At 61.5% G+C, this 26,283-nt stretch carries 3 protein-coding genes (1 of these 3 only partly in view); all 3 read right to left on the bottom strand.

The features are described from left to right. On the bottom strand, positions 1–17,473 hold the 5' portion of the coding sequence (locus KQH60_RS14325) for an SDR family NAD(P)-dependent oxidoreductase (RefSeq protein ID WP_237577086.1). The gene continues 1,430 nt to the left of window position 1, outside the view; 17,473 of the gene's 18,903 nt are visible here — the first part of the coding sequence; it begins with the start codon at positions 17,471–17,473; its stop codon lies beyond the left edge, outside the window. A 2-nt stretch (positions 17,474–17,475) separates the two neighbouring features. Next, on the bottom strand, positions 17,476–25,962 hold the full coding sequence (locus tag KQH60_RS14330) for a non-ribosomal peptide synthetase (protein ID WP_237577087.1): 8,487 nt from the start codon (positions 25,960–25,962) through the stop codon (positions 17,476–17,478). A 78-nt stretch (positions 25,963–26,040) separates the two neighbouring features. Continuing rightward, positions 26,041–26,283: hypothetical protein (locus KQH60_RS14335; protein ID WP_237577088.1), on the bottom strand; the 243-nt coding region annotated here is incomplete at its 5' end.

Genomic DNA, 26,283 nt, shown 5'->3' on the forward strand with positions numbered 1-26,283 from the left:
TCGTGCGCACATGGGATTGTGCCGAGCTCGGACTGACGACTTCGACTGCCGCTTTCTCAGCTGTCTCGGTTTGGGTGGCGGTGGTCCGGGCGTTCAACGCTGTAGCATCGCCCACCTCCTTGGCATCACCCACCTCCTTGCGTACGCCGTGCTCGAGTACCGCACCTGCATCACCAAAGTGGTGAGTAAGCGCCGCCTCATGCGCGCCGACCAAATGCTCGCAAAGCGAGCCCAGCGTTGTGTACTCGAGCATCAGCGATGGATCGAGCTTCTTGCCCGTTAGCGCACTCATCCGTGCAATCAACTGCAACACCATCACAGACTCAATGCCGTAGTCGGCAAACGACACATCGCGGTCTGCCACCTGCTCGGCAGTGAATTTCAGTTCGTCGATCAGCATCTCGCGCACCCAAGCTTCCGTCGCCACAAGCAAACGTTCGCGCGCCGCGGCATCGGGTGCTGCGACATCGGGTGCTGTGACATCAGGCGTCGGCTGTGGCCGTACGGCGGATGTAGCGGTGTGCGCAAGAACGGGGAGTTCAGCGATGAGCGCGTTCGGGTCGAAGCGATCCGCATCGACTCGGCACGGCGCCAGGACAGCCGGCCCGTCAACGCTCACCGCCAGGGCGACGCAACGGTCAAGCAGCGCCAGCCCACTGCGTGTCGGAATCGGCTTCAGCCCACTCATGTCGAACGCGGGCATCGCATTGCCCACTGCCATGCCAGTCTCTGCCCACGCGGGCCACTGCAGCGAACGCACACCTACGTCCCCTAGCGCATGACAATGCTGTGCAAAGCAGTCCATGTACGCATTCGCCATCGCGTAGTCACTTTGTCCGGCGGCGAGCCGCGGCGCCAACGCGGACACCGATGAGAACATCATGAAAAAGCGCAGTCGGTCGCCCTTGACGCGCTCATATAGCGCCGCAAGACCTGCCATCTTTGGCGCACAGACGGCCGCGATCTCCGCTGGTGGCTTGCCGACGAACGCCGGATCAGCGCTCGTCAAACCAGCACAATGGAATACGCCCGTAATAGGACCCAGCGTACCTTCGATCGATGCAATGGCGGCAGCAACGCCAGCGTCGCCGTCGAGCGCACAGGCTGCGTAATGCACACGCACTCCGCACTCAATGAGCGCTTGCAATCGCGCGACTTTCTCAAGCGTGCGCACACCGACTTCGGCCACGTTGTGCGCAGCGAGCAAACGCGGCCAATTGTCGGGAGCAGGCAACACTTCGCGGCCAATGACAGCAATGGCGCCCACGCCTGCGCGCGCGACATGCTCTGCCACCGCCGCGCCGAGACCGCCCGTGCCACCTGTGATGAGTACCACATCGTCGGACCGGTAGACGGTCGCTGATTCCACGTGCAATGGGGTGAGCGTACGCATCGCTGGCATAAAACGCTCGCCGCCGCGATAACAGCACTCGGTGACGGGCCCCGTCCGAAATTCGCGCTCAATTTGAGCAACAAGCCGGTCGGCCGTACGCAGGTCTTCGTCGGTGTCCATCATGCCAGAGCGCACAGACCGGTACTCCGCCGTCAGCATCCGATAAAGCCCCGTTATACGCGCGCCCTGCAAGGTTGCCGAGCCGCGCCACGCCGCCAACTGATACGTCACCTGCAGCAAGCTCGGGCCGTGCGTGCGGTGCGCTTTCAAGAAAGCCTGTAAAAGCGCGATTTTGCCGAGCTCGGGTACAGCCGACGCTTCGTAGCCAGCATCGAGGGCGGTCACATCAATCACGCCCAACGGCCGTCGCGACAGCCGCATCGAGAACGACTGGTAGGCAGCCAATCCGCTGTCTTCGCTGTCGAAATCGACGTCCATTGCCGATGCGTCGAGGGCGTTTGCGCCATGCACGGCATAATGCTTTTCGATGTGCTCGCCGGCTCGCACGAAGAGCGCGCGCGCCAAGTCGTACGTCGCAGGCGTGCAAAGGATCAGCAGCGCGCCCTCCTCCGGTCGAGGACCGGACTCCGGTACGAGGTTGTCCGGCGTACGCCGCCAGGTGCGCGCCAGGATCGTGTTGTCGTCGCTCGTCTGCGAAGCCGCGCGGTGCACATGGGCGTCTAAGTCGACGGGCGCCCAGTAACGCTCCTTCGCGAACGGATACAGCGGCAACCTGACCCGGCGTGGCGCGGCGCCCGTGCGATACTCGGCCCAATCGACGGCCGCACCGCCGACCCACGCGTGCAACACCGCATCATGACTAGCGTCGGCGGGCATGGAAGGACCGCCCACCTTGGCTTTCGCGCGATACAGCACCGCATCGGTAGGCATACGCCACGCGAGCACGGCGCCTGATCCCAGGTCGGCAAGCGCAGCCTCGATCTCGTGCCAACCGTCGCGCACGGCGCGCAAGCGGCGTGCTAGCTCGTCAAGTGAATCAGCCGAGAAGGCGAGGCGCTCGCGCATCGCTTCACGTCCGACCTGAAGCGTGTACGCGATACCCGCACAATCGCGCAGCGTTCCTCCATCGATGGCCGCGATCAATTGCTCGACGTTCGTGAGAAGTTGTACGGCGGTGCGCGCTGATAGCGGCACGAACCACGGCGCACTCGCGTCGGCACGTGCTGGCGGCACATCATCGATGTGCTCGCGCACGATGAGATGCGCGTTCGAGCCTCCCGCTCCGAATGACGAAATAGCCGCGATGCGTGGCTCCCCTATCGGGGTGGGCCAGTCGGCAAGTTCGCGCTGCAGGCGAAACGGTGTTTGATCAAAGTTGATGTTTGGATTCGTCACGTCCACGTGCAACGACGGCACCAGCGTGCGATGTCGCATCTGCAGCAGGATTTTCGTGAGCCCAGCCATGCCGGCAGCACTTTCAGCATGCCCAATGTTGGATTTGACCGAGCCGATCGCACAACGCGCCGATGCAGGGTCGCGGCCCGCGAATGCACGCGTCAGTCCCGAGATTTCAATCGGATCACCCAACGCCGTGCCCGTGCCATGCGCCTCCACGTAGCTGATCGCTTTGGGCTCGACGCGTGCGCGCCGCAATGCATCCGCGATGAGCGCCGCCTGCGCGTTCGGATTCGGCACTGAATAACCATTGGTCTTGCCACCGTGATTGACCGATGACGCGCAAATGATGCCGTGAATCAGGTCGCCGTCAGCCAGCGCATCGTCCAGCGGCCGAATCAGCACAGCGCCAACGCCTTCGCCAGGAACATAACCGCTGCCGCCTTCGCCAAAGCTGCGGCACCGCCCGTCCTCGGACAAGAAGCGCCCCTGTCCGAGTACAAGGTACTTGTTCGGATGCACAGTAACGTTGACGCCACCTGCGATCGCGAACGCGCACTCACCGGCCGCAATGCTCTGGCACGCAAGATGAATCGCGCTCAGTGATGACGAGCACATTGTGTCGAGCGTGACGCTCGGCCCGTGAAAATCACAAAAGTACGACACGCGGTTGGCAATCGACGCGATATTGCCCGGAATCGCGAGCGGCTGGCCAAGCGCAGTCTGCTGCGCACCGTATAGCTGATACTCGTTGTACATCGTGCCGACAAATACGCCGACGGCCGCCCCGTCAAGTCCTTGGACACCTCCGTGCGGCATACGCCGGCGCGCCGCAGCGGCAATCGACGCTCGCGTGTAGCCCGCGTCCTCGAGTGCGTGATACGCGCACTGCAAGAACAGTCGCTCCTGCGGGTCCAGAACTGCTGCCTCGCGCGGTGAAATGTTGAAGAAGACCGTGTCGAAGCAATCAACGTCGTCGATGAAACCTCCCCACTTACCGTACGTCGTGCCCGGCCGGTACTCACCCGTGTGGAAATAGCGATCGTGATCCCAGCGCGCACGCGGAATCTCCGTGATGCAATCACGGCCCGCACATAGATTTGCCCAAAATTCGTCAAGATTGCCGGCTTGTGGATAGCGGCCACTCAGCCCAATGATCGCAAATGCGCCCACCGATTCTGCGCCGTTCGATGGCCCGTTGGCCCCAGCAGCAGGTGCGTCGTCTCCATCGGCCGCTTTCGGCGCGACCGCCGTACGCCCGGCACGCGTCGCTGGTTCGGATGATGCCTCGCCCGGTGCAGTGGCAACGTACGACGGCGCGAGCACGCTTGTCAGCTGCTCGGTATGTTGCTCAACGAAATAGCTGCATAGCGCGCCAAGTGTGCGGTACTCAAAGAACAATGTCTTTGACAGCGGGCCGAAAACCGTTTCCAGTTTGCCGGTCAGCCGGACCACCATAATCGAATCGATTCCGTAGCGCTCGAGCGGCTCGTGCTCGTGAATCCGATGGGGCGGCAACCCAAAGATATCAGCGAGCAGTTGCTTAAAGTAATCGATCGTCGCCACCAGAAGGTCACCGGCCGCGTGCGGCGACGCAACGTGCGTGTGACTATCGACATGCGCTGGTGTGCGATGCTGACTGGATGAGCGTGCTGGCTCGACCGGTTCGGCAAGCCCAAAGCGCGCGAGCGCCGCGCGACGATCGCCTTCGGCAACAAGCATCTGTGTCTCGCCACCGTGCAACCCCGCATGAAGCGCCGTCAGCGCTGTACGCGTGCCAAGCGGTCGGATCCCATGCTCGCGCCACAGTCGTGCCTCGGTTTGCGAATCGGGACGCATGCGCCCTGCTTCCCAAAGCGACCAGTCGACAGACAACGTATGGCCACGCCGCTCGCCGCGCGCCACAAGCGCGTTGCGGTAATGCGCAAAGCCGTCGAGGAACGCGTTGGCGGCAGCATAATCCGCCTGGCCAACGTTGCCCGTCACGCCACTCGCTGATGCGCACAGCACGAACCAATCGAGTGCCAGATGTCGGGTCGCGTGATCGATGCACGCGACACCCGCGACTTTTGGCGCGAGCACACGCGTGAACTCGGTCGCACGCTTGTTGACGATGAAATTATCCTCGATCACCCCAGCACAGTGAATCACGCCGTCGAGCCGACCGTGCGCAGCCTCGATCGCAGCAACGAGCCCCTGCGCCTCATCGAGCCGGGACACATCGGCTTGCCGGTATTCAATGCGGCCGCCGAATGGCTCGAGCGCGGCGCGCTCCGCCTCGCCAAGTGCGGCACGCCCCGCAAGCACGACACGCGCCTCGGGCGCCGCCTCGACAATATTGCACATCAAGAGGTGCCCTAGCTTACCCGCGCCGCCCGTGATGAGATAGCACGCGCCGTTACGCCACACGGGGCGCGCATTCTCCTCTATCGCGGCAACGGACCAGACTGGAATTTTGCGGCGTGTGCCGTCAAGCCAAACGACCTTGTGCAGGGAATCAGCCGCCGCCCGTGCAACCTCCTGTAACGCCGCTCGATCAAGGACATCCACCGCGACGACCTGGCCGCGCAGCCGTGGATTCTCCTGCTGAGCCGTCTTCAGTAAGCCGTCGAGCGCGAGTACGAGTGGATTGGCGGGCCAACCGACCGCGACAACCTGTAAATGAATGGGCGCCCGCCCACCCCCCTCGGCGAGATACGTGCGAATACGCTCAAAGACAGCGACCGCCGCCACCTCAAACGCTTTCGCGAGTGCGAAACTGTCCGTGCCGTCCACCGGCACCGACAAAACTTCCGAGCGCGTATCGGGTATCTCGCGTGCCCGCTCGATGAGCTCACGCTCGTCGCCGTTTGCGGCGACGATCAACATGTCGCGACGCTCTCCAGCAATGGGCGCCCCTTCGTGCGGCTCGGCATGCGCTTGCTCAAGCCAGCGGCAAGACAACCGGATTGGCTCGCGCGCTGCGTCGCCTGCTGCCGTGCCAACCTGATACTCGGGTGCAATCTCGCGCGCTGACAAGCCACTGAGCCGAATGCGAAGCTTGCCATCGGCATCGTATAACTCAGCATTGAGCTTGCGCGTCGCTGCCTCACCCGACATCGTCAGCCGTGCCCACATGCGCGCACTCGTGGGACCCAAAACGTCGGCCCGCTCGAGCGCAAACGGCACGTGCGACGGTACCGCACCCTCGCGCTGCAAGAACCATCCGGCGATAGCCTGCAACGCGCCATCGACAAGCGCCGGATGCATCACGTGACGCAGCGTGCGTTCACCGTCTGTCACCGCCTCCCCGACGCGCCCCGATCGCGCGAGCTCATCAGTCGACACCCCTGCGGGCAGGTGCAGCAGCGCAAGACACTCTACCTCGCCGCAATGCACCCACTCGATCGCACGATAGCCGTCCCCGTATGCGAGACCGGCCACGCCAAACGCGTCATAGCATGCGGCGGCATCGACAGTACGCGGGCAACGCGCCTGAACAGCAGCGAGGTCGAGCGTCTCGACCAACATGCCATCGTCGTCCGCCGCCATTCGCGCAGAGATGACGCCCTGGCAATGGACCGTCTCGGCCGACATGCCACCCTCGTCCGGCCGGCTCGCGATCGTAAAAGAAAAGGCATCTGTCGCGCCGGGCGCGTGTGCATCGAGCCGTTCGACGCGGGTCTCGAGCGTTCGATGCTCGGTGTCATTCGATATAAAAGGCGCTATCCAGCCGATTCGGCTAAGCGATACAACGGAAACATTCGCCCGCCGATGCGGCGGTAGCGCCCGCACGGCCGCTACGAGCGCCATTTCCAGATAAGCAACGCCCGGCAAGATGCGGCGGCCGTGGATGAGATGGTCAGCAAGCACGGACTCGCGGCCGGTAAAAGACGACACGAAGCTCGGCGATCGTGCATCGTCGCGCCCTGGTGCATGGAGTAACGGATGCAATGGCGTCTGCGTCGGCTGTTCTGGCACGGCCACGCGAACCCAATAACGCTGTCGCTCGAACGGATAAGTCGGCAGCGCATGGCGATCCGGTACGCGATCCCGGTAACGCAAGCGCCATGGGATCGTATAGCCCTGGCGATAAAAATCGGCAAGCGCGTACAGTGCTGCTTCGTGGCCGTCGGCGGTCAGATCACCGCTGTCGTCAGCGAGGTCGTCACCGAGCTGCTGCACGAGCATCTCGACCATCCGTTCAATGGCCGGTTGCCCGACATCGCGCCCGTCGTGCTTGCCGATGAACGCGCGGCCCTCAAACACTTCAGCGTGTAAGTCATCACTCAAGTTCGAACGCGCGTTCGCAGACGCGAGACGCTCGGCCAACAACCGCTGTAACAGTGCCGCTGCGGCAACGCGATCAGTCGTGACAATCGCACAGCGATACTCGAAGTGATGGCGGCCTTCCAGCAGCGTGTACGCAAGCGCCGACATATCGACCGGTACATCACTGTTCAGGTAGTCGATCAACTGCCGAATGCGCTCACACAGCGACGCAATGGAGCGCGCCGACAACGCGAGCAGGTAGGCCGGCGCGGTTTGAAAGCGCTGCACCGCGCGCTGCTCGTGGGCAGCAAGATCGCGCATCACGACATGCGCGTTCGTACCACTCATGCCGAATGCGCTAACCGCGCCGTAGCGAAGCCGCTGCGTGTCAGCGGGCCAGGCGCGCGCTTCGGTGTTCACAAAGAGCGCGCTCTCGCTCCAGTCGACGAACTCATTTGGCGTATCAAAATGTAGGCTAGGCGGAATCACGCCATGGCGCAGCGCCGACATAAGGCACAGCGCACTGACAAGGCCTGACGCTGCAAGCGTGTGCCCGAAGTTCGTCTTGGTCGACGTGAGCGCGCAATGCGGGCCGTCAGCGCACTGACCGAATACCTCGGCAAGCGCATTGACCTCGACCGCATCGCCAAGCGATGTGCCCGTTCCATGCGTCACGATATAGTCGATTTGCCGTGGCGATAACCCACAAGCGGCATAGGTGTTCCTGAGCAATTTGACTTGCGCAGCGCCGTTCGGCGCAGTGATGCCGTTGGTCTTGCCGTCGTAGTTGATTTGGCTGCCGGCGATCACGGTCAGGATCGGATCGCCATCCGCACGCGCAGAGGACAACGGCTTGACGACGAGCGTCACGACCGCCTCACCCGGTACCATGCCGTTCGCGCGCCGGTCGAACGTGCAGCAACGGCCGTCTGCCGACAGCATGCCGGCTTCGTCCAGGCGCGTGAATGCGTCCTTCGTCAACATTAAATGCACGCTACCCACCAGTGCGATGTCGCACTCACCCAGCTGCAAGCTTTGGCATGCTTGATGCAGTGCGACGAGCCCGGACGAACACGCAGTGTTGATCGTCATGACGGGACCGTCGAAGTTGAGCAGATACGCGAGATGCGACGCGGTGATTGCGCTGTGATGCGCGGTAATCGAGCCGCCGCCGCCCAAACGGAAGTACTCGCCTTCTTCCAGACCGACGAACACACCAACGCGCTGCGATGCAAGATGCCCCGGACCGATCGCCGCATGCTCGAGCGCGCGCCACGACTCTTCAAGGAGCAAGCGCTGACGCGGATCCATCTCCTCGGCCGCGCGTGGCGAAATGCCAAAGAAAAGCGGATCGAAATCACCCGGGCCACGTAAGGAGCCGCAGTGATAACCAGGCGGCGCGTTCTCGCTTGTCACCGCGTCGTGGCCGTTCAGCAAAATTTGCCACATTTCATCGACCGAGTCGGCTTGCGGGAAACGGCCACTTACCCCAATGATTGCAATAGGCTCACGGGCAGCGCCCAACACGCGTTTTCCCGTGGGTGCATCTTGTGTGGCTTGTGTGCCTTTGCCGTGTGTGCCTTGCGCGCGCTGATCATCGGGTGTCGGCCGCAAACCTTGAGTGTCGCGCTCACTGTGCGCAGCGGTAGACGACGAAACGTAACGCGCCGTCAAATGTGCATGATGCTCATGCGCCAAATGCGCGGCAAGCTTGTCGAGCGTCGGATAGCTGAAGAACAGCGCGGGCGTGACCGGCACGGTGAAACGTTCATGCATCTTTCTCGCGAGCCGAGCAAGTCCAATAGAGTCGAAACCATACGTACTCAAGGCCGCATGCGACGCAATGTCCTCGACTGGAATCTGCGACAGCTCGCTCGCCAACACCTTCAACTCTTGCAGAAGATTGCGCGTAACGCCGCGCACGTCATGACCGCTTGTCGCCACGCGCGCGGCGTCAAGCGCTTTCTCGACGCGATTCGGCATCGCGTCCTCACGGGGCGGAATGGAGGCCACCGGCGCCGCGACAGGCTCGCCGATGGCCGGCTCCAGCGTGAGTAAGCGATCGATGCGATGCGCGTTGCCATACAACAGCGCGACCTGCTCAACGCCGCTCTCCAACACAGCCTCAAAGGCGGACAAGCCCACATCGGCTGTCAGCAACGCAAACCCGCTGCTCTGCAGATAGAGTGCGAGACCACTCGCCTCGTCCGAATCAGCTGCGGCTCGCACAGCGCCCATGCCGCCTTCACGCCATAGCGGCCAACCGATGCATACGGTACGCCCGTGCCGCTTATGTTGTGCGACCAACTGGTTACGATACGCTGCATGCGCCATCAGGAAACGGTTAGCGACACTGTAGCTACCCGCCCCCATGTCGCCGAGCAACGCCGCCGTGGAACCGAAATAGCACGCGTAAAGAAGCGGATCTCCCGCCGTCAACGCATCGACGATCTCAATCCCCGTTGTCTTCGCAGCCAACACACGGCGAAACTCATCGACACTTGCTTCCAAAATTGGGCGCCCTTCTTCAACGCCCGCCGCATGCAGCAACGCGCTGAACGGACCCAAAGCCGCTCTCGCCTCGTGCACCGCCGCCTGCATCGCGACGCGGTCTGTCACGTCCGCTTGGAAGTAACGCACTTGTGCGCCGTGCGCGCGTAATGCATCGAGCCGTGTGCCGAGCTGCGTGGTCAGCGGGGAGCGGCCCATCAACGCTAGCCGGACAGCCGCGCCATGCGTACGCGCAAGATAGTCGGCAAACAGCATGCCGAGGCGCCCATTGCCTCCCGTGATGAGCCAGGTTCGCGCGCGCGCCGATGGCAGTGCCTCGCCCGCCAAAGAGGCGTCCCAAACGGGCAGTGCGACGCGTGCGCGGACGAGCTCACAACGCGCATCGCCGTCGTATAGGACACTTTTCGCATTCGACGCAAGCCATTCGCTCAGCACGCGTTCAAGCGCCACGCGTGTCGTGTGGGCGTCGAGCGGCACACTGCCTTTGAGGATCACCGCGAATAGCTCACTGTCCGGCATTGACTGACGCGCCGAACGCTCGAGTCCAACCCACGCTTCTACTTGACACCGCTCGAGCGCTGTTCGGCACGCGCCCGCGGCAAGCACCCGCGCGGGCGGACGCTGGACTTGGCAAAGTCCTTGAAGCACCGTGGCGATCGCGTCCGTGCGAGCCGTGAACGTCGGCTCCTCGAGCGGCCACAGAAACAGTATCCCGTCCACCTCGCCGTGTGTGCGAACGACGTTTGCACAGCTCGTCGCCATCTGTTCCGGATCGTCAAGATCCACGACATAGCCACCGTCGGATGTACTCGCGTATCGTGAGAGGAAGACCAAGCGGGTCTGCGGCATCCACTCAGCGGCCAATTCAACAAGCTGCGTCTGCCATTGGACATTTGAAAGGCAGCAAAGCACGACACGACGCGCATTCGCAATCAGCGCCGGCGGGCGCGCATTCGCAGCGGTCCAATGCTCAGCGACACCCACGAGCATCGGCTTGTCCCTAGGCGCGTCGCGCGACTCAATGGCCCAATGGCGAACCCGTGCAAACGGATAGGTGGGCAACGGCACACGCCGCACGTACGGCGCGCGGGGTAACGCACGCCAGTCCATCTTCTCCTCGGGTCGCGCAGTCCAGCGCTGGGCGAGCGCGGTGAGATCACCCGCAGCAAGTGCATTGCGCCCGCCGACATCGCTGTCCGGCGCGTTGCCGGCGTCATCGTCCGTCGCATCTGACGTATCGCGGCTGAACCACACGCATGTCGGCGGGAACGGACGGCCCGCCAACACATCGTTCAAACGCTCGGACAGCGTGCTGATGCTGTCGGCGACGATCGCGATACGCTCGCTGTGTTGATCGCGGCCGACCTGCAACGTATAGGCGACATCGGCGAGTGATAGCTCGGGGGTCGTTTCGAGACACCGCGCGAGACGGCGCACCGACTCCATCAAGCGGTCACGGCTGCGCGCCGATAGCACGATCAATTGCGCCCCATGCGGTACCGCGCGTGGGCGCCGCTCAACGTATTCTTCCAGCACGACGTGCGCGTTAGCACCGGAAAAGCTGAGGCTGCTGACGCCGGCGCGGCGCGGAATCAGCTGGTCACCATCGTGCAATGCATTCCACGGCTGCAAACGATCGACGACGTAAAAGGGGCTATCGTCCAGCCGCACATAAGGGTTTACTTCATCAAAATGCAGATTCGGTGGCAATGTGCGATGCTGCATCGACAGGACAACCTTGAAGAGGCCCGCCATCCCGGCAGCGGCTTCAAGGTGACCGATGTTGGTCTTCACAGAGCCGAGACCACAGCGATGCGCATGCTGCGAGCCGCCATACTGCGTTGCAAGCTTGGCGAACGCGTTTTTGAGCGCGTTGACCTCGATTGGATCACCAAGCGGCGTGCCAGTACCGTGCGTCTCGATGTAAGTGACCGTGGCAGGATCAACACCCGCGCGGGTATAGGCGTCGATGAGCAGCGCCGCCTGCGCGGCGGGGTTAGGCGCCGTCAGTGACGACGCGCGGCCACCGTGGTTTTCCGCCGTCGAGCGAATGATCGCGTGGATCGTGTCGCCGTCTTCGAGCGCCTTCGCAAGCGGCTTAAGTAGAACGGCTCCCGCACCCTCACCGCGCACGTACCCATTCGCCCGCCGGCTGAACGTTTTACATCGGCCATCTTCGCTCAACATGCCCGCGTTGCTGAACGACAACGTGAGAAACGGGCTCAGCATCAAGTTGACGCCCCCCGCAATGGCCATCTCGCAACCGTGATGGCGAATCGCCTCGACTGCACGGTGCAGTGCAATCAGCGAGCTCGAACACGCAGTATCGATAGGCTGACTCGGCCCATGAAGGTCGAGCAGATAGGAAATGCGATTTGCGAGCACCGAATGAGACAATCCGGTCGATGAATAGGCGCTGACGCTTTGTCCAGATTCAACGAGTAAGTTCAGGTAGTCAAGCGCACCGACACCCATATACATCGCCGTATGGGTGCCGGCAAGATCGGCCGCCGCGTAGCCAGCGTTGCCGATTGCATCGAACACGACTTCCAGCGCGATGCGCTGTGCCGGATCCATTAACTTCGCTTCATGCGGCGAGATGTTGAAGTAAAGACTATCGAACTTATCAACGTCTTCGATGAAGCCGCCCCACTTCGCGCGTGTCTTGCCGCCTTCGCCCGGGTCGCCGTACAACTGCTGCCAACTCCAACGATCAGGCGGGACTTCAGAAATCAAATCGTCACCCGCCTCGAGATGCGCCCAAAACCGCTCGAGATCAGGCGAGCCCGGCAATATGCCCGCCATTCCAATTATCGCGATCGCTCCATCGTCTGGCACAGGCGGATACCCGGAGCGCACGCCGACAGGGGACGGCGCGAATGCAGGCTGGGTCGGGTCAGCCGGCGCTGTGCGATCCAAATCGTTGTGATTGGACTCAGCGGCCGCGTCGGTGCGCGCGGTGGCCTTGGCGGATCCGAAGACGACGGCCGGCTCACTAGACGCGCTCGATTGGGCACCTTCGGACGTATCTTCAGTGTGATGCAATGCGCTGGGCACCGTTTCGACCAACGCTTGCTCCACAGCGTCGCGATGCGCGTCGGCGAGAAATGCGCCAACTGCGCCGAGCGTCTTGTGTTCGAAGAACAGCGCCGGCGTGACGTCAACGTCAAAACGTGTGTTCAGCTTGTTCGCGAACTCGACGTATGTAATCGAATCGAAACCATAATCAGCAAGGGCGATTGCCATATCGAACCGCTGCGCGTCGCGCTTCAGCACTTCGCCCGCCAGCGCCTTGAGCGCGGCATCGAGTTGAACACGCACGTTTGCTAGTGCGACAGGCGCAGCGGCGGCCGCCGCGTCGCGTTCGCCCGGCGCCTGGCGCCACTGCGCGAACTCGTACGCCTCATTGAGATGACGGATAAGCGCCGCTATCGTCTTATGCTCAAAAAATAGCGCGGGCGTGATGTCGATATCATATGCCCGGTTGATGCGATTTGCGAATTCGACATAGGTGATGGAATCGAATCCATAGTCGGCGAACGGCGTGTCCACCAAGATCGTACGCGGCGCGCGTCGCAAAATCTCCCCGGCCATCGCGACCAGCTCGTCGTCTAACTTCGGCACAGCACTCGTTAGCGCCGTACGAGGCGCAGACATGGGTGCACTGGCGGCCTCAGCGGTTACACCGATCGTCTTCGCGATCTTCGCAAAGTCGCCTGCCGCAACACAAAACGACGACGGGTCCGTCTCGGACAAGTCAAACAAAACCTCAATGCCCTGCGCAAGTGTCAAGGGCTCGACCCCCATGACGGTTTTCATCAGCGTCTGGCTCTGCTCATCGAGGCGCAGACCACCGTCTCGCCAATAAGGCCAGTTGATCGAAAGCGTTTTGCCCGCACGCCGCCCCTGTTCACGCAACGCGTTGCGCCAATCGGCGAAGTGGTCGAGAAACTCGTTCGCGTACGCATAGCCACTTTGCCCAATCGTGCCAGCAAGCGATGAGATCGATGAAAACAAGACCAAGACATCCAGTGGATCATCTTGCGTCATCTCATCAACAAGCATTGCACCACGTATCTTCGGATCCGTTACCGCATCGAGCAACGCTGGGTCCTGCTTCGCGATCAAGCTATCACGAATACCGCCCGCCGCATGCAGGACACCGTTGATCCGTCCGAACTCCGCGCGCGCGACGCGGCACAGGCGTTCGACATCCGCGGCGTTGCAGACGTCGGCCTGTACATAGCGAAACGCGCCCGGCAGCCTCGCCAAGCCCGCCCGTTCGATTGCGTGCTCGACCCTGTCGGGTGCTGATCGGCCACATGCAACGATCTTGGCTGCGTAGCGGCGCTGCAATTCAGCGGCAATCTGCAATCCGAGCCCACCCGCACCGCCGGTGATCAAATAGACGCCGCCGTCGCAGAACAATTTGCCATGGGGCGTGGACGCCGGCCGGTGCCAGCGCTCGATGCCCCTGACGACGCGCACGCCGTCGCGGTACTGTGCAAGCACGTCGGCCAGCCCCGGCGTGTGTTCCAGCTCCTGCACAATCCGCTGCGCCGACTGGACCGCATACGGATCGCGCAGCGCAAGCACACTGGCGACGAAGCCCGGCTGCTCGCGCTGCAGCACGCGCGCGAAGCCAGCGAACGCGAACTGGCTGGCACGCGTCGCGTACATGTCGTCACGCGCGACGAACAATATCCTTGCGCGCTCCACATGATTGCCGCGCAATGTTTGAAACAGCCTATAAAGTGATTTGAGCAGCGCCGTGCCGTCGCCCGGATAAGCATCCGGCAAAAATACCAAACGGCAGCGCGCATCGGTATCCAAACGCGCCGCCAGGCCCTCCCATGCGGCGTGTGATTCAGGACCAATGTAAATCGCTTGCCCGTCGGCATCATGCGCCGCCTGATGCTGAACAGCATCGGACAGAATGACATGCAGCGGCTCATGGCCGATCGCTGCCGCAAGCGCCGTAATAGACGTGCGGTGTGCTGCAAACACGACAGTCTGGATACGCTGCGCTCCGGCACTCGAGGAAGCGAGCTCGGCTGCCCGCCACGTCGGCGCAAATCGGTGCAAACTGGGCTTATTGCGCCTGGTGTAGGGACGGTACGAAAGTTCACGTAATGCGGCGAGAATACGCCCTTCGTCATCGACGATATCGATATCAAAACGTTTTTCCGCAAACTCCGTCGCCCCATGATTGCCGGCCACACGTGCATACGCATAGCAATGCGCGATCAGCGGTGCATAGACCGTGATCTCGCTAAGCGCGTACGGAATATAAAGTCGCTCATCACCCGACGGATCACCGAGCAAGCCAAGCAGGCTTTGTAATGCGCCATCCATCAGCGATGGATGCAGCGTGTACGCGTGGAGATCGGCGCGCAACGGCTCGGGCAGGATAAGTCGCGCGAGCGATTCGGCTTCGTTCCACCATAACGTTTCGACGGTGCGCAACCCCGGCCCATAGCACAGCTCATTGCGCTCGAAGATCCGATAGCAGTCGGCCGCTGTCCACACGTTGCCACACCGCGCCTTGACGGCGTGCAGCTCCACAAAGGGTGCACGCGCTGGCGCTGGCACAAAGCGGATGCGCCCCTGCGAGTACAGCTCAGCACGGGTATCGTCGCGGCCACTCACGCGATACGCGAGGCCGCGCGACGTCATCTCGCACTCGATCTGCATCGGCTTCGGCTGGTCGGTTACGATCAGCGGCTTGATCCAAGCGACATTGTGAACTTGTATCAACTGGTCCGCCCGCGCAGCGCGATCCTCGCCGCGTGCGCCGCGTGACAATGCCTCCGCCACAATCGCCATTTCCAAATGCGAAACGCCGAGAAGCGTCGGTGCGCCGGACACGACATGGTCCTTCAGATAAACTTCATCGCCCGTGAAGCGATGGCCGAAGCGTGGCTGGCCCGCCACAGACAAATCAACCGACAGCAGCGGATGCAACGCGCTGTCATTGTGCGCACGCGCATTCGCCGCGTGCGATGTGACGACCGTCTCCGATCGCTCGCGCGCCGTCCCGTCCGCTTTCGTAACCGACGGCCAATATCGATCACTTGCGAACGCATAGCCAGGTAACGGCACGCGTTTTCTCGCGCCTACGTCATGGTAAGCAGCCCAGTCAACGGCCGCGCCTGTCACCCAAGCACGCGCGATGCGCGCAGCGCCGTCGCCGGTTTGCGACCGAAGCGAAGATGCGAGCGCATCATTCGACGAGTCCTGCTGCGCGGACGAGCTGCCGACAAAGAGCGCATCACCATCGTGCTCACCGGCAATGAAACGGCGAAGTCCGAGCTCGAGCTCGGCGACAGTACGACACACAATGGCAAGGCGTGCAGACATCGCTGTGCGCCCAACTTGCAGCGTATAGACGATATCGGCAAACGCGGGCGGTTCGCTCGTCGTGCGTATCCAGTCGAGAAGACGTGCCGCCTGCGCGCGCAAGCGCTCAGGCGTGCGTGCGGACAGCACGGTGAGCGTCTCGCCTACCATCGCGGGCGATGGAGATGCAGCACGTACGGCATGCCCGTCAACGTATTCTTCAAGCACAAGATGCGCGTTGGTGCCGCTGAACCCGAGCGAGGTCACCCCGGCACGTCGCGGATAAGCCGCTGCGGCAGGCCACGACTCCAGCGCCGCTATGGTGCGAAACGGGCTGTTCTCAAAATCGATCAACTGATTGGGCTGCTCGAGATGCAGCGATGGCGGCAATTGCTTGCGATTGAGACAGAGCACCGCTTTGATCAGCGATGTGATGCCAGCTGCGATCTGAGCGTGGCCGATATTGGTCTTGACCGAGCCGATCGCGCAAAACTGCTTTTTCTCGGTCTGCCGACGAAACACGGCCGTCAGTGCTTCGAGCTCAATCGGATCGCCAAGCCGCGTGCCCGTGCCATGTGCTTCGATATAGCCAATCGTTTCCGGGTGAATGCCTGCGCGCGTCTGCACGTCAGCAATCAACGCCGCCTGCGCGTACGCGCTCGGCACGGTGATGCCCGGCGTTTTGCCATCCTGATTAATGCCCGAGCCCCGAATCACCGCGTGAATGGTGTCGCCGTCACGTTGCGCATCCGCGATACGCTTGAGCACAACGACACCCACGCTCTCGGAAAGCACGATACCGTTTGCGCGGTTATCGAAGGTCTTGCAAAGCCCGTCTGGCGACAGCATGCCCAGCCGCGATGCCTGCACAAACAATTCTGGCGTGCTGAACAGCATCACACCGCCTGCGATCGCGATGTCGCATGTGCTGCTCAATAGACTCTCGCATGCCATGTGTACGGCGACGAGCGACGACGAGCATGCGGTGTCGACTGCGACGGCCGGGCCCTTTAAGTTGAGAAAATAAGATAGCCGCGCGGCAAGAATCGACCCCGTGTTGCCCGTCAAGTGATAGGCATCGACCGGCACGGCTTCGTCTCGCAAGCGAGTCAGGTAGTCGCCCGCAACACAGCCCACAAATGCACCACACTTACGGTCCGACAAACTATCAGGCGCATAACCCGCGTGCTCGATCGCACGCCATGCCTCCTGCAAAAAGAGGCGCTGCTGCGGATCCATCAGCAGCGCCTCACGCGGACTGATGTTGAAGAAATCAGCATCGAAGCCCGCAATGTCGTCGATGAGACCCGCCCATTTGCTGTAACTTTTATTGGCAACCGTGCGGTCCGGATCGTAGAAATCGGCGCAGTCCCAGCGAGTCGACGGAATCGGGGCGACGCTATGCCGCGCGTGCGCGAGATTGTCCCAAAAGGCGGCTATGTCATTCGCGCCGGGAAAGCGGCCCGACAGACCGATAATCGCGATATCCGCCCCTCTGGGCGAAGCGTTGGCCAAGCGCGCGGGCGCGCGGCTGGCCGACGTCGCGAACAGTTCGCGCGCATGCTGTGGCGCGAGTCGACCATCCTGAACGAGACGCAGGATATCAGCGGGGGTAAAGGTCATGTTCACTGGATCTCATCAATTAGACGGGTGGCATGATCGACACTCAGATGGCCGTGTCGGACGCGCTCTAAAATTTCAAGGAGCGGGTCGTTCGCGTCGGCCGCAGGCGGCACGGCAGGCATCAGCACGCGCACCTGTCGCGAGAAATCAGCCAGCGTCGGATGTTCAAACAGCAGGCTAACTGGAACGGTGATGGCCAAATCGCGACGCAGCAGATACATGAGCCGCGACGCGCTAAACGACGTACCTCCCGACACAAAGAAATGGCTGTCGGCCGGCGCGTTATCCAGTTGTAGAACTTCGCACCATAGTTTCTCGATGCGCGCATCGTTTTCCACGGTACCGTCACGGCCAGCGGGCTGCGCATGGGATGCGTGCGTGAACTGCACGCTCAACGCATTGGATGGACTCACCGCATCAGGCTGTGGCAGTGCCTTGCGGTCAACTTTGTTGTTAGGCGTGAGCGGAAAGACGTCAAGCACGACGAACACCGACGGCACCATATACGCAGGCAGCGCGTGGCCAATGCGTTCGCGCAACTGCGCTTTGATTGCATCCGTCCAAGACGTGCGCTGCTTCATCACAAGATAAGCGGTCAGAATCCCCTCAACACCGCTTTCGGCAGAACGGTTCCAGACTGTCACCACGCAATCGGCAATGCGTTCGTCCGAGCGGATCAAATGTTCAATTTCGGCCGCTTCAACGCGAAACCCGCGGATCTTGAGTTGATGGTCGGTACGCCCGTGAAATTCCAGCTTACCGTCATGCGTGAGCCGCACAAGATCACCCGTACGGTAGAGTCGCCCCCAGCGCGTCTGGACAAACTTTTGCACGTTCAACTCAGGGCGGTTCAAATAACCTGTCGCGACGCCGTCACCACCAATGCACAGTTCGCCGATCGTCCCAGCCGAGACAGGCTGTAGCGCGTCGTCGACGATATGCAGACTCGTGTTACGGATCGGCTCGCCGATCGGCTCGACCGCCTGCTCGCCATCGTCCACGACAAGACCGATGCATGACCAAATCGTCGTTTCGGTCGGTCCATAAAGATTCCACACGCGTGCGCCGCATCGTGACAATCGCTGCGCAAGCACACGCGGTAGCGGCTCCCCACCGCAGAGGATCGTGAATCCAGGCGCCCCCTGCCAACCCGACTCGACAAGCATCTGCCAGGTGGTCGGCGTTGCTTGCATCATGGTGATCCGATGTTCAGCCAATCGACGCTGCAATGCTAATCCGTCCATCGCGTCATCGCGCGACGCGAGCACCACGACCGCGCCCGACACGAGCGGCAAATACAACTCGAGCCCAGCGATGTCGAACGAGATGGTGGTCACTGCAAGCAACCGATCTCGCGCGGACATGCCAGGCTTATCGCGCATCGACAGCAAGAAGTTGGTCAACGCCGAATGTGGAATCTGCACGCCTTTCGGACGCCCGGTCGAACCCGACGTGTAGATGACGTACGCGATACTATCCAAGGGCACCGTGACGGATACAGGGGTCGCCGGACAAAGGGAAATTTCGTCCGATTGCGCGTCGAGGTCAACAAGTGCCGCACCGCCGAGTGTGAGGCTGTTAGGCAGCGTTGCCTCGTGATCGGTAACAACCAAAGCTGGCGCTGCATCATCGAGCATCAGTTGCAAACGCTCAACCGGAAATGCCGCATCCATCGGCACGTAGGTTCCGCCCGCTTTCATTACGGCAAGAAGTGTCGCGACGACATCGGCCGAGCGTCGCATACACAGCGCCACTCGCCCCCCGGGCGCAAGGCCGCGTGCGCGCAAATGGTGTGCGATCCGGTTCGCACGCTCGTTTAGCATGCGATATGTCCAAGCCGTGTGGCCATCAATGACCGCCTGTGCATCGGGCGTCTCGGCCGCCTGCTGCTCAATGAGCTCCATTACAGTCGAGCGCACAGACGGTCCACGAGGTCCCTCAAGATGCGTCAAGCCGCTCACCCTCCCTTTGAGCATGCCAATCGGCAGCGCGTGGATCGGTGTGTCGGGATGCGCGACAGCGGCGGCAAGAAGCGTCATGAAGCCATCGCGAATGCTTCGCATCGTGGCCGGTGCAAACAGATCCGAATTGAACTTGAACGATCCGACAAAGCGCTCATCAATCTGCGTCATCTCAAGGCAAATATCGGTCTGCCCTTCCTGCTGCGCAAACGGCACCGACTCAAGCTGCAAGCCTTCGTATTCAATCGCGACGCCTGCCTCCGGCGACAGGATACGGATCAACTCGCCCGTCTTATGCGCCTTCTGATAGACAAATTCAGCCTGGAACAGCGGTGTACGCCCACCTTCCCTGCTAGGGTTCAATAGCTCGACGAGCCTCGAAAACGGCACTCGCTGATGCTCAAGCGCATCGACAACAATACGCTGTTGTTGCTGTATGAACTCGCTGAACGCTAAATTTGCGCCAAGATCCGCCGTCAGCACAATGGAGTTGATGAAATAGCCGACAAGATCGGCGTATTGCTCGTCAATACGACCGGACACAGGCGAGCCAACCCAAATGCTGCGCTCGCCCGAATAGCGGCCGAGCAAACATTGGTATGCGCCGAGCAACACGGCGAACGGCGTCACTGCCTGCTGCCGTGCGAGCTGCCTCAGTGCGTCACTCATGCTAGTGTCGCAAACGACCGGCACTGACGCACCGTTGAACGTCTGTACGCGTGGGCGCGGATAATCAGTCGGCAGATTCAACACTGGGATCTGGCCGCCCAACTGGCGTTGCCAAAATTCGATTTGACGCCGTCCCGCGTCGGATGCAAGAAAGCGGGCCTCGTCGTTTGCAAAATCGGCGAAGGTGTGCTTGAGCGGCGCAAGTTCAAGCGCTTCGCCACGCCGCCGCGCGGCGTATCTAGCGAGCAATTCGTCGAGCAGGACCCACTGGCTCCATGCGTCGGACACAAGATGATGGACCGTCCACAGCACGAACGCATCCGACTCGTTGCGCACAAACACACGAACCCGGCTCAACGCGTCCCGCGTCAAGTCGAACGCACAACGGTGCGCATCCTGCATCGCCTCTAGAATTGCATCGGTCGACATTCCCGCGCAATCCACACGACGTAGGTCTGGCTCAATCGTCTCACGAACAAGCTGTTCGGCATGTCCCTCTTTATTGCGGAAATTGGCACGCAACGCAGGGTGGCGACGCAACAGCTCGGCATAGCTATGTTCGAAGGCCGCCATGTCGAGCGGCGAACGCAGACGGAATGTGACCGCAATGTGATACGCTGAATTTGCACCGTTGAGTTGATGCAGAAACCATAACGCGTGTTGACCGCGTGTCATTGGCCACGGGTAAACGGCCGCCAGCCCTTCCGACGGCGTGACAATCGGAGCAAGATACGGATCCGGATAAGCGAACTTAGCATCCGCGTCTCCCCGCTCTTGAACAGCGACATCTGCCTGGCGCACGTCGAGCGCCACATCACCGTCGTGCTCAACTACCGACTCAGCTGCCAAGCTCGCCACGCTCGCGTTCGGGGCATCGGCATCGCCGCATTCTGCCCAATGTTCCGCTTGCAGATGCGCGACAAACTCGTTGAGCGTCGGGTGCCTGAGCAACGCAGCCGGCTGAACGGAAATATAGAAAGCATCGTTGACCTTGTTAATCAGCACCATTGCGCTGATCGAATCGAGGCCGTACTGCATTAGATTTTTATCCGGATCGATGTTGGATGCTTCAAGCTTTAACAATGTTGCCAACTCGGCGAGCACCTGATCCGCGAGCGTACCCGCGCACGTCGGCTTTGCGCGCGGCGCCGGCGGCGCATCTTGATGTTCACGCGTAACGCATTCTGGCCAGTTCGCCTCAATCTCGTCGGCACGCCCTCGCACCACAACGACATGATCCGCAGACACGTTGGCGTTATCGACTAAACAGGCCTCGAGCGCGTTTAAGCCACTGCTCGCATCGAGCGGAACGAGCCCATGCAAGCGCTCGAGCAACTGCACCTTCGCGTCGTCGAGCGTCATTCCCCCGTCGCGCCAAAGTGACCAGACGACGGACAATGTGCGGCCGTTGCGCAAACCTTTGCGAACAAGCGCCTGCCGATGTGTGGCAAAGCCGTCGAGAAAGCGGTTTGCGTACCCATAATCCGTCTGACCGGCGAAGCGCATGACCGACGCGATGGATGAATAGACAACAAACAAATCGAGCGCGTCATCACACGTCGCTCGATCGAGCAGGATTGCGCCGAGAATCTTCGGCTCGACAATTCGCGCGATCGCGTCCGCCGTCTTGTCAGTCACGGCGGCATTGGCCATCGCTCCCGCGCAATGGAACACGCCGTGCAATCGCTGAAAACGTGCGCGTGCTGCGTCGACAAGCATGGCGACGCTTTGCTCGTGCGTGACGTCGGCCACGATATAGTGCGCATGCGCGTCGCCGAGTGCGCAAATACGCTCACGGACTGGGGCGGCCAGCGCCTCGAACACGGTCCGTCCGGTGAGCACGACGCGCGCGTCATACCGCCGCACGAGCGCTTCGGCCAGCATCAGCCCCAGGCCACCCGCTCCCCCCGAAATCAAATAAACGCCGCTCTTTCGGAGCCGCGCTGTCATCTGCACGCCACCTCCCACGCCGAGTGCCTTTGGTGCGCCCGATGCATCGTGTTCCAAGCCAGCGTCGGCCATATGGCGAGCGGTCAACGCGAGACGCTGATCTCCCGCATAACGGATTTCGATCGCCTCACCTTGCAGGTGAGGAATCGCAAGCTCACGTTGCACGAGCGAGTCGAGCGTTAGGGTGTGCGCATTTGTCGACTCATAGCCAACCGAGCGTATGAGTAGATCAGGCTGCTCGACAGCGAAGCTACGCAACAATCCACTGACTGCAAGATGCGCGGGTGCTGCATAACCGCCTGCGCAGCGATGCACGCATAGCAGTGCGCTTTGCTTGAGCGCGCGATGCCGGACAAGCTGCTGTGCGAGGTACGTCAGCGAATACAAGCTGCGTCCAAGTCGATCCGCAGTGCGCTCGACAGCTGCCGCTTCGTCGTGGGGCGATGGCTCGTCCGCCAGCGCCCACGCATGCACGATCTCAAGCGGCTGCATCGGCCGTACGACCGCTTCCCAAAGTTGGGCATAATCAGCGGCTGAGCGCGGGTCAATTTCGTATCGGCGCTCTCCAAGCACGCCGAATCCCTGTCCTGGACAAACGACGATATCCTGCTCGCGCGCGTTTCCGGTCATCGCAAAGCCTGCGGGAAGGAACACCAGCCGCCGCGCGTCTTTGCGCGCTCGCTCTCGAGTCGCGGCACCGACGTATGACGCAGCGTCGGTCCAGTCCATCCGGTACAGATGAATGGGATGCTCCGGCGCATAGGCTGGACGTACCGCGTTGACAGGACGCAGCATTAGATCGTCGATCCGCACGAGCGGCACGCCTGTGTCGTCGACCATCTCGATCGAGAAATGCGCGTTTTCATCATCGATGTGCTTGAGCGTCGCGATGCTGTAGAAGCGCGCCGGCAGGCTGTCGAACACGGTGATGTCGGAAAGCGCGTACGGAATGAACGTGCGCGTCGGATGCCGCGCCTCGCAAAAGCGAATGCACGGCTGAAACGCGCTGTCAAGCAGACCCGGATGCAATACAAAACCATCGAGCAACGTATAGTGATCCGAGAGCACATCGCCGCCACGCTCGTACCGCATGCGCGCATCGTGCTGGTATTCGATGCGCGCAATGAGGTCGGCCCCACTTTGGTATAGCGCACGAATACCTCGAAACGCAGGACCGTAGGCAAAGCCTTGCGCGTCGAAACGCGCGTAGCAGTCGTCGGGGCCGCCCACGAATGTTGCGTGCAAAAGTCGCTCATCGAGTGCAACGAAGCCTCGCGTGCCAGCGTCATCGAACGCAAGTTCGCCCTGCGCGCACAACCGTTCCTGCTGCAGCGCACGCTCAACGATTTCAAAAGTCATCCGTTTGCCGTTGCGCTTCACACGAATGACGAGCGTCGCTGATGTCGAATCGATTTGAAACGGTCTGAGCCAAACCACGTTTCTCAGTGCCGAAACTCGTTTACCAGTCGCAATGCATCCGGCGATGCAAGCAATTTCGAGGTACGCGACGCCCGGCAAGGTCTTGCGCTCGACAATGACGTGATCGTCGAAGAAAAACTCAGTGCCATCAAACGTTGAGCTAAAGGCAACCTGGTCGAACGTGGAAATGTTCGTATGAACGAGCGGCGACACGGCGTCTTGCGCTATGCGCTGACTGGCAAGCCCGAACACGGGCATCTCGCATAGGCGAGGCTCGAACGGATAAGTCGGCAAATCGATCCGACGCGCGATGCGCGCGCGCCACGTCTGATGACCTCGCCAGTCGAAGCCATACTTGACCCAGCACTGCGCAAGCCTGTCAAGCTGACCGCCTGCGATCCAGCGTTCGACTATCGTCGGGATATCATTCGTGTCGATCAGCGTATCGTCGCCATTCGCCACGCGGCCGTGGAACACTGTCGGATCGTCGTTGCGTCCCGCGATAAACGCAGCCAAGCTGGCCGCCAGCTCCTGTATGGAACCGGAGATGATTGCGAGCCGTGCATCAAGCGTCGCTCGACCCACCTGCAACGTATGTGCGATGTCGTCGATGCGTAGCGGCTCGCCGCCATAGCCCGGGCGTCGAATCGCGTCGGCAAGCGCCTGTGCGTAGACACGCAGGCGCTCGTCGTCGTGCGCGGACAGGACGATCACCTCGCGCGCAGGCGGCTGCGCCGACTGCTCGGCGCGCGGCGCGGCCTCGTGCTCTTCCAACACCACGTACGCATTGGTACCGCTAAAGCCGAACGAGCTGACAGCCGCGCGCCGCGAACAGAACGCATCGGCAAGCCACGGCCGCGCGGTCGTGTTGATGAAAAATGGCGAGCCGTCGAGCTTGATATGCTCATTTAGCGTCTCGAAATGAATGGACGGCGGCAGCGTCTGGTGCTTGAGCGCGAGCAATGCCTTGAAAAACCCCGCGACGCCCGCCGCCGCAAGTAAATGCCCCACGTTGCTTTTCACCGAACCCAGCGCACAATAGCCAGTGGCGTCGGTGAATGAGCGAAACGCGTCAACGAGCGCTTCCACCTCGATCGGATCACCCAGCTTCGTGCCGGAGCCATGTGCTTCCATTAGGCCGATCGAGCGCGGATCAATACCAAATTTGCGAAACACCATCTGTTGCAATTCGCATTGCGATGCCTGGCTCGGCGCGGTGATGCCGTTTGTTTTACCATCTTGGTTGATGCCCCAGCCGATCACCTTGCCGTAGATGTGGTCGCCATCCCGAAGCGCGTCATCCAATCGCTTGAGTGCAACGACACCCACACCTTCTCCCGGCACGAAGCCGTTCGCGCGCTGATCGAAACTGAAGCAGCGGCCCTGCGGCGACAACATGCCAGCCTGACTCGCCATGATGTGAATCGACGGATCGGCCAAGATCGACACGCCGCCTGCCAGAGCAAGATCGCTATCGCCGAGCATAAGGCTATCGCATGCTTGCGCGATCGCAACGAGCGACGCAGAGCAGGCTGTATCTAGCGTGATGCACGGACCGCGCAGATCGAGCAAGTACGCAATCCGCGCAGCGAGAATCGACGGGCTTGCGCCGAGAAAACCCGCCGCGCTCAAATCCTGCCCGTTCTGACTTTGGCCGTAGGTGCCGCAGCCAATGAACACGCCGCAGCGACGACCTGCTAGCGTGTCGACACGCAAGCCCGCGTCTTCGAGACAGCGCCATGCCTCCTGCAAAAGCAGCCGTTGCTGCGGATCCATCCGGTCTGCATCGGCAGGCGAGATGTTGAAGAAAAGCGGATCAAACCGATCGATGTCGTCGACTGCGCCGAGCCATTCCGAATAGGTCCGCCTCGGTTGCGGAGTTGGACTGTACACCGAACCCATTTTCCAGTATGGCCGCGACACGCGGCTCACGCAATCTCGCCCCTCGACTATGGCTTGCCAAAACTCCACCTTGTTGCGCGCACGCGGAAAACAGCCGGACATGCCGACGATCGCAATCGCCGTGTCACCGCGCACAGTCCCGCGCCCGGAAGACTTTGCAAATGTAATGGCACGACGCGCTGAAGACGCGTTTGCGGGGCGCGTGTCACGACCGTGATGCACCGCCATGCTGTTTTCCGCCGGCTGCACACCCACCCCTTGACTGCGCCCACCGGCATTGCCGCGCTTGCCAAACATCGCCGGGACCTTGCCTGCCGCCGTCGCACCCGCTGCGCGCGCGGCAAGCTCCTCCTGAATCCTGCCGGCCAGCTTCTCCAGCGTCGGATAGTTGTACGCGCGCACTGCTGGCATCGAGAGGCCATAGACCTTGTTGATGCGCGCCATCCATATCACACCGATGCGCGACGTAAGACCCAGTTCGAAAAACGTCCTTTGAGCACCAATCTGAGCGGCTTCAACACCGAGTGCTTCGGCCAGCAAGTTGCGAATGACATCCACAATCGATCGAGCTTCTTGGGTAGCAGACATCGACGGAATCCGTAATAGAAGGTTGGAAGTCGGGCCGCCCCACGTCGGACGACACAATGCAGCAAGACAATGCAACGCCTAACACATCGGCTTCACGGCAATCACGCTTGCATGCTCGAGACCACCACTACCCGCCACTTCTGCATCGTCGATCGCGAGCCCCTCGAAACCGGCTTCTTCGATTTCAAGCCCTGCGAGCCTGCATTCGCGCGTGAGAATGTCTGGATCGACGAGATTGATCAGCGTTGAGCCGCCGAGCGCGTCCATCGCATGCGTGCCCGTGTCCATTGCCCCGCCCGCGCCCGCCCCGACGCGTTGTCG

Origin of the sequence: Mycetohabitans sp. B8 (genome assembly GCF_021991875.1) — a bacterium.
Lineage (GTDB): Bacteria > Pseudomonadota > Gammaproteobacteria > Burkholderiales > Burkholderiaceae > Mycetohabitans.

Excerpts from the sequence above, each read along its gene's own strand:
- KQH60_RS14330 (WP_237577087.1), bottom strand. The coding sequence starts at position 25,962 with ATGTCTGCTACCCAAGAAGCTCGATCGATTGTGGATGTCATTCGCAAC.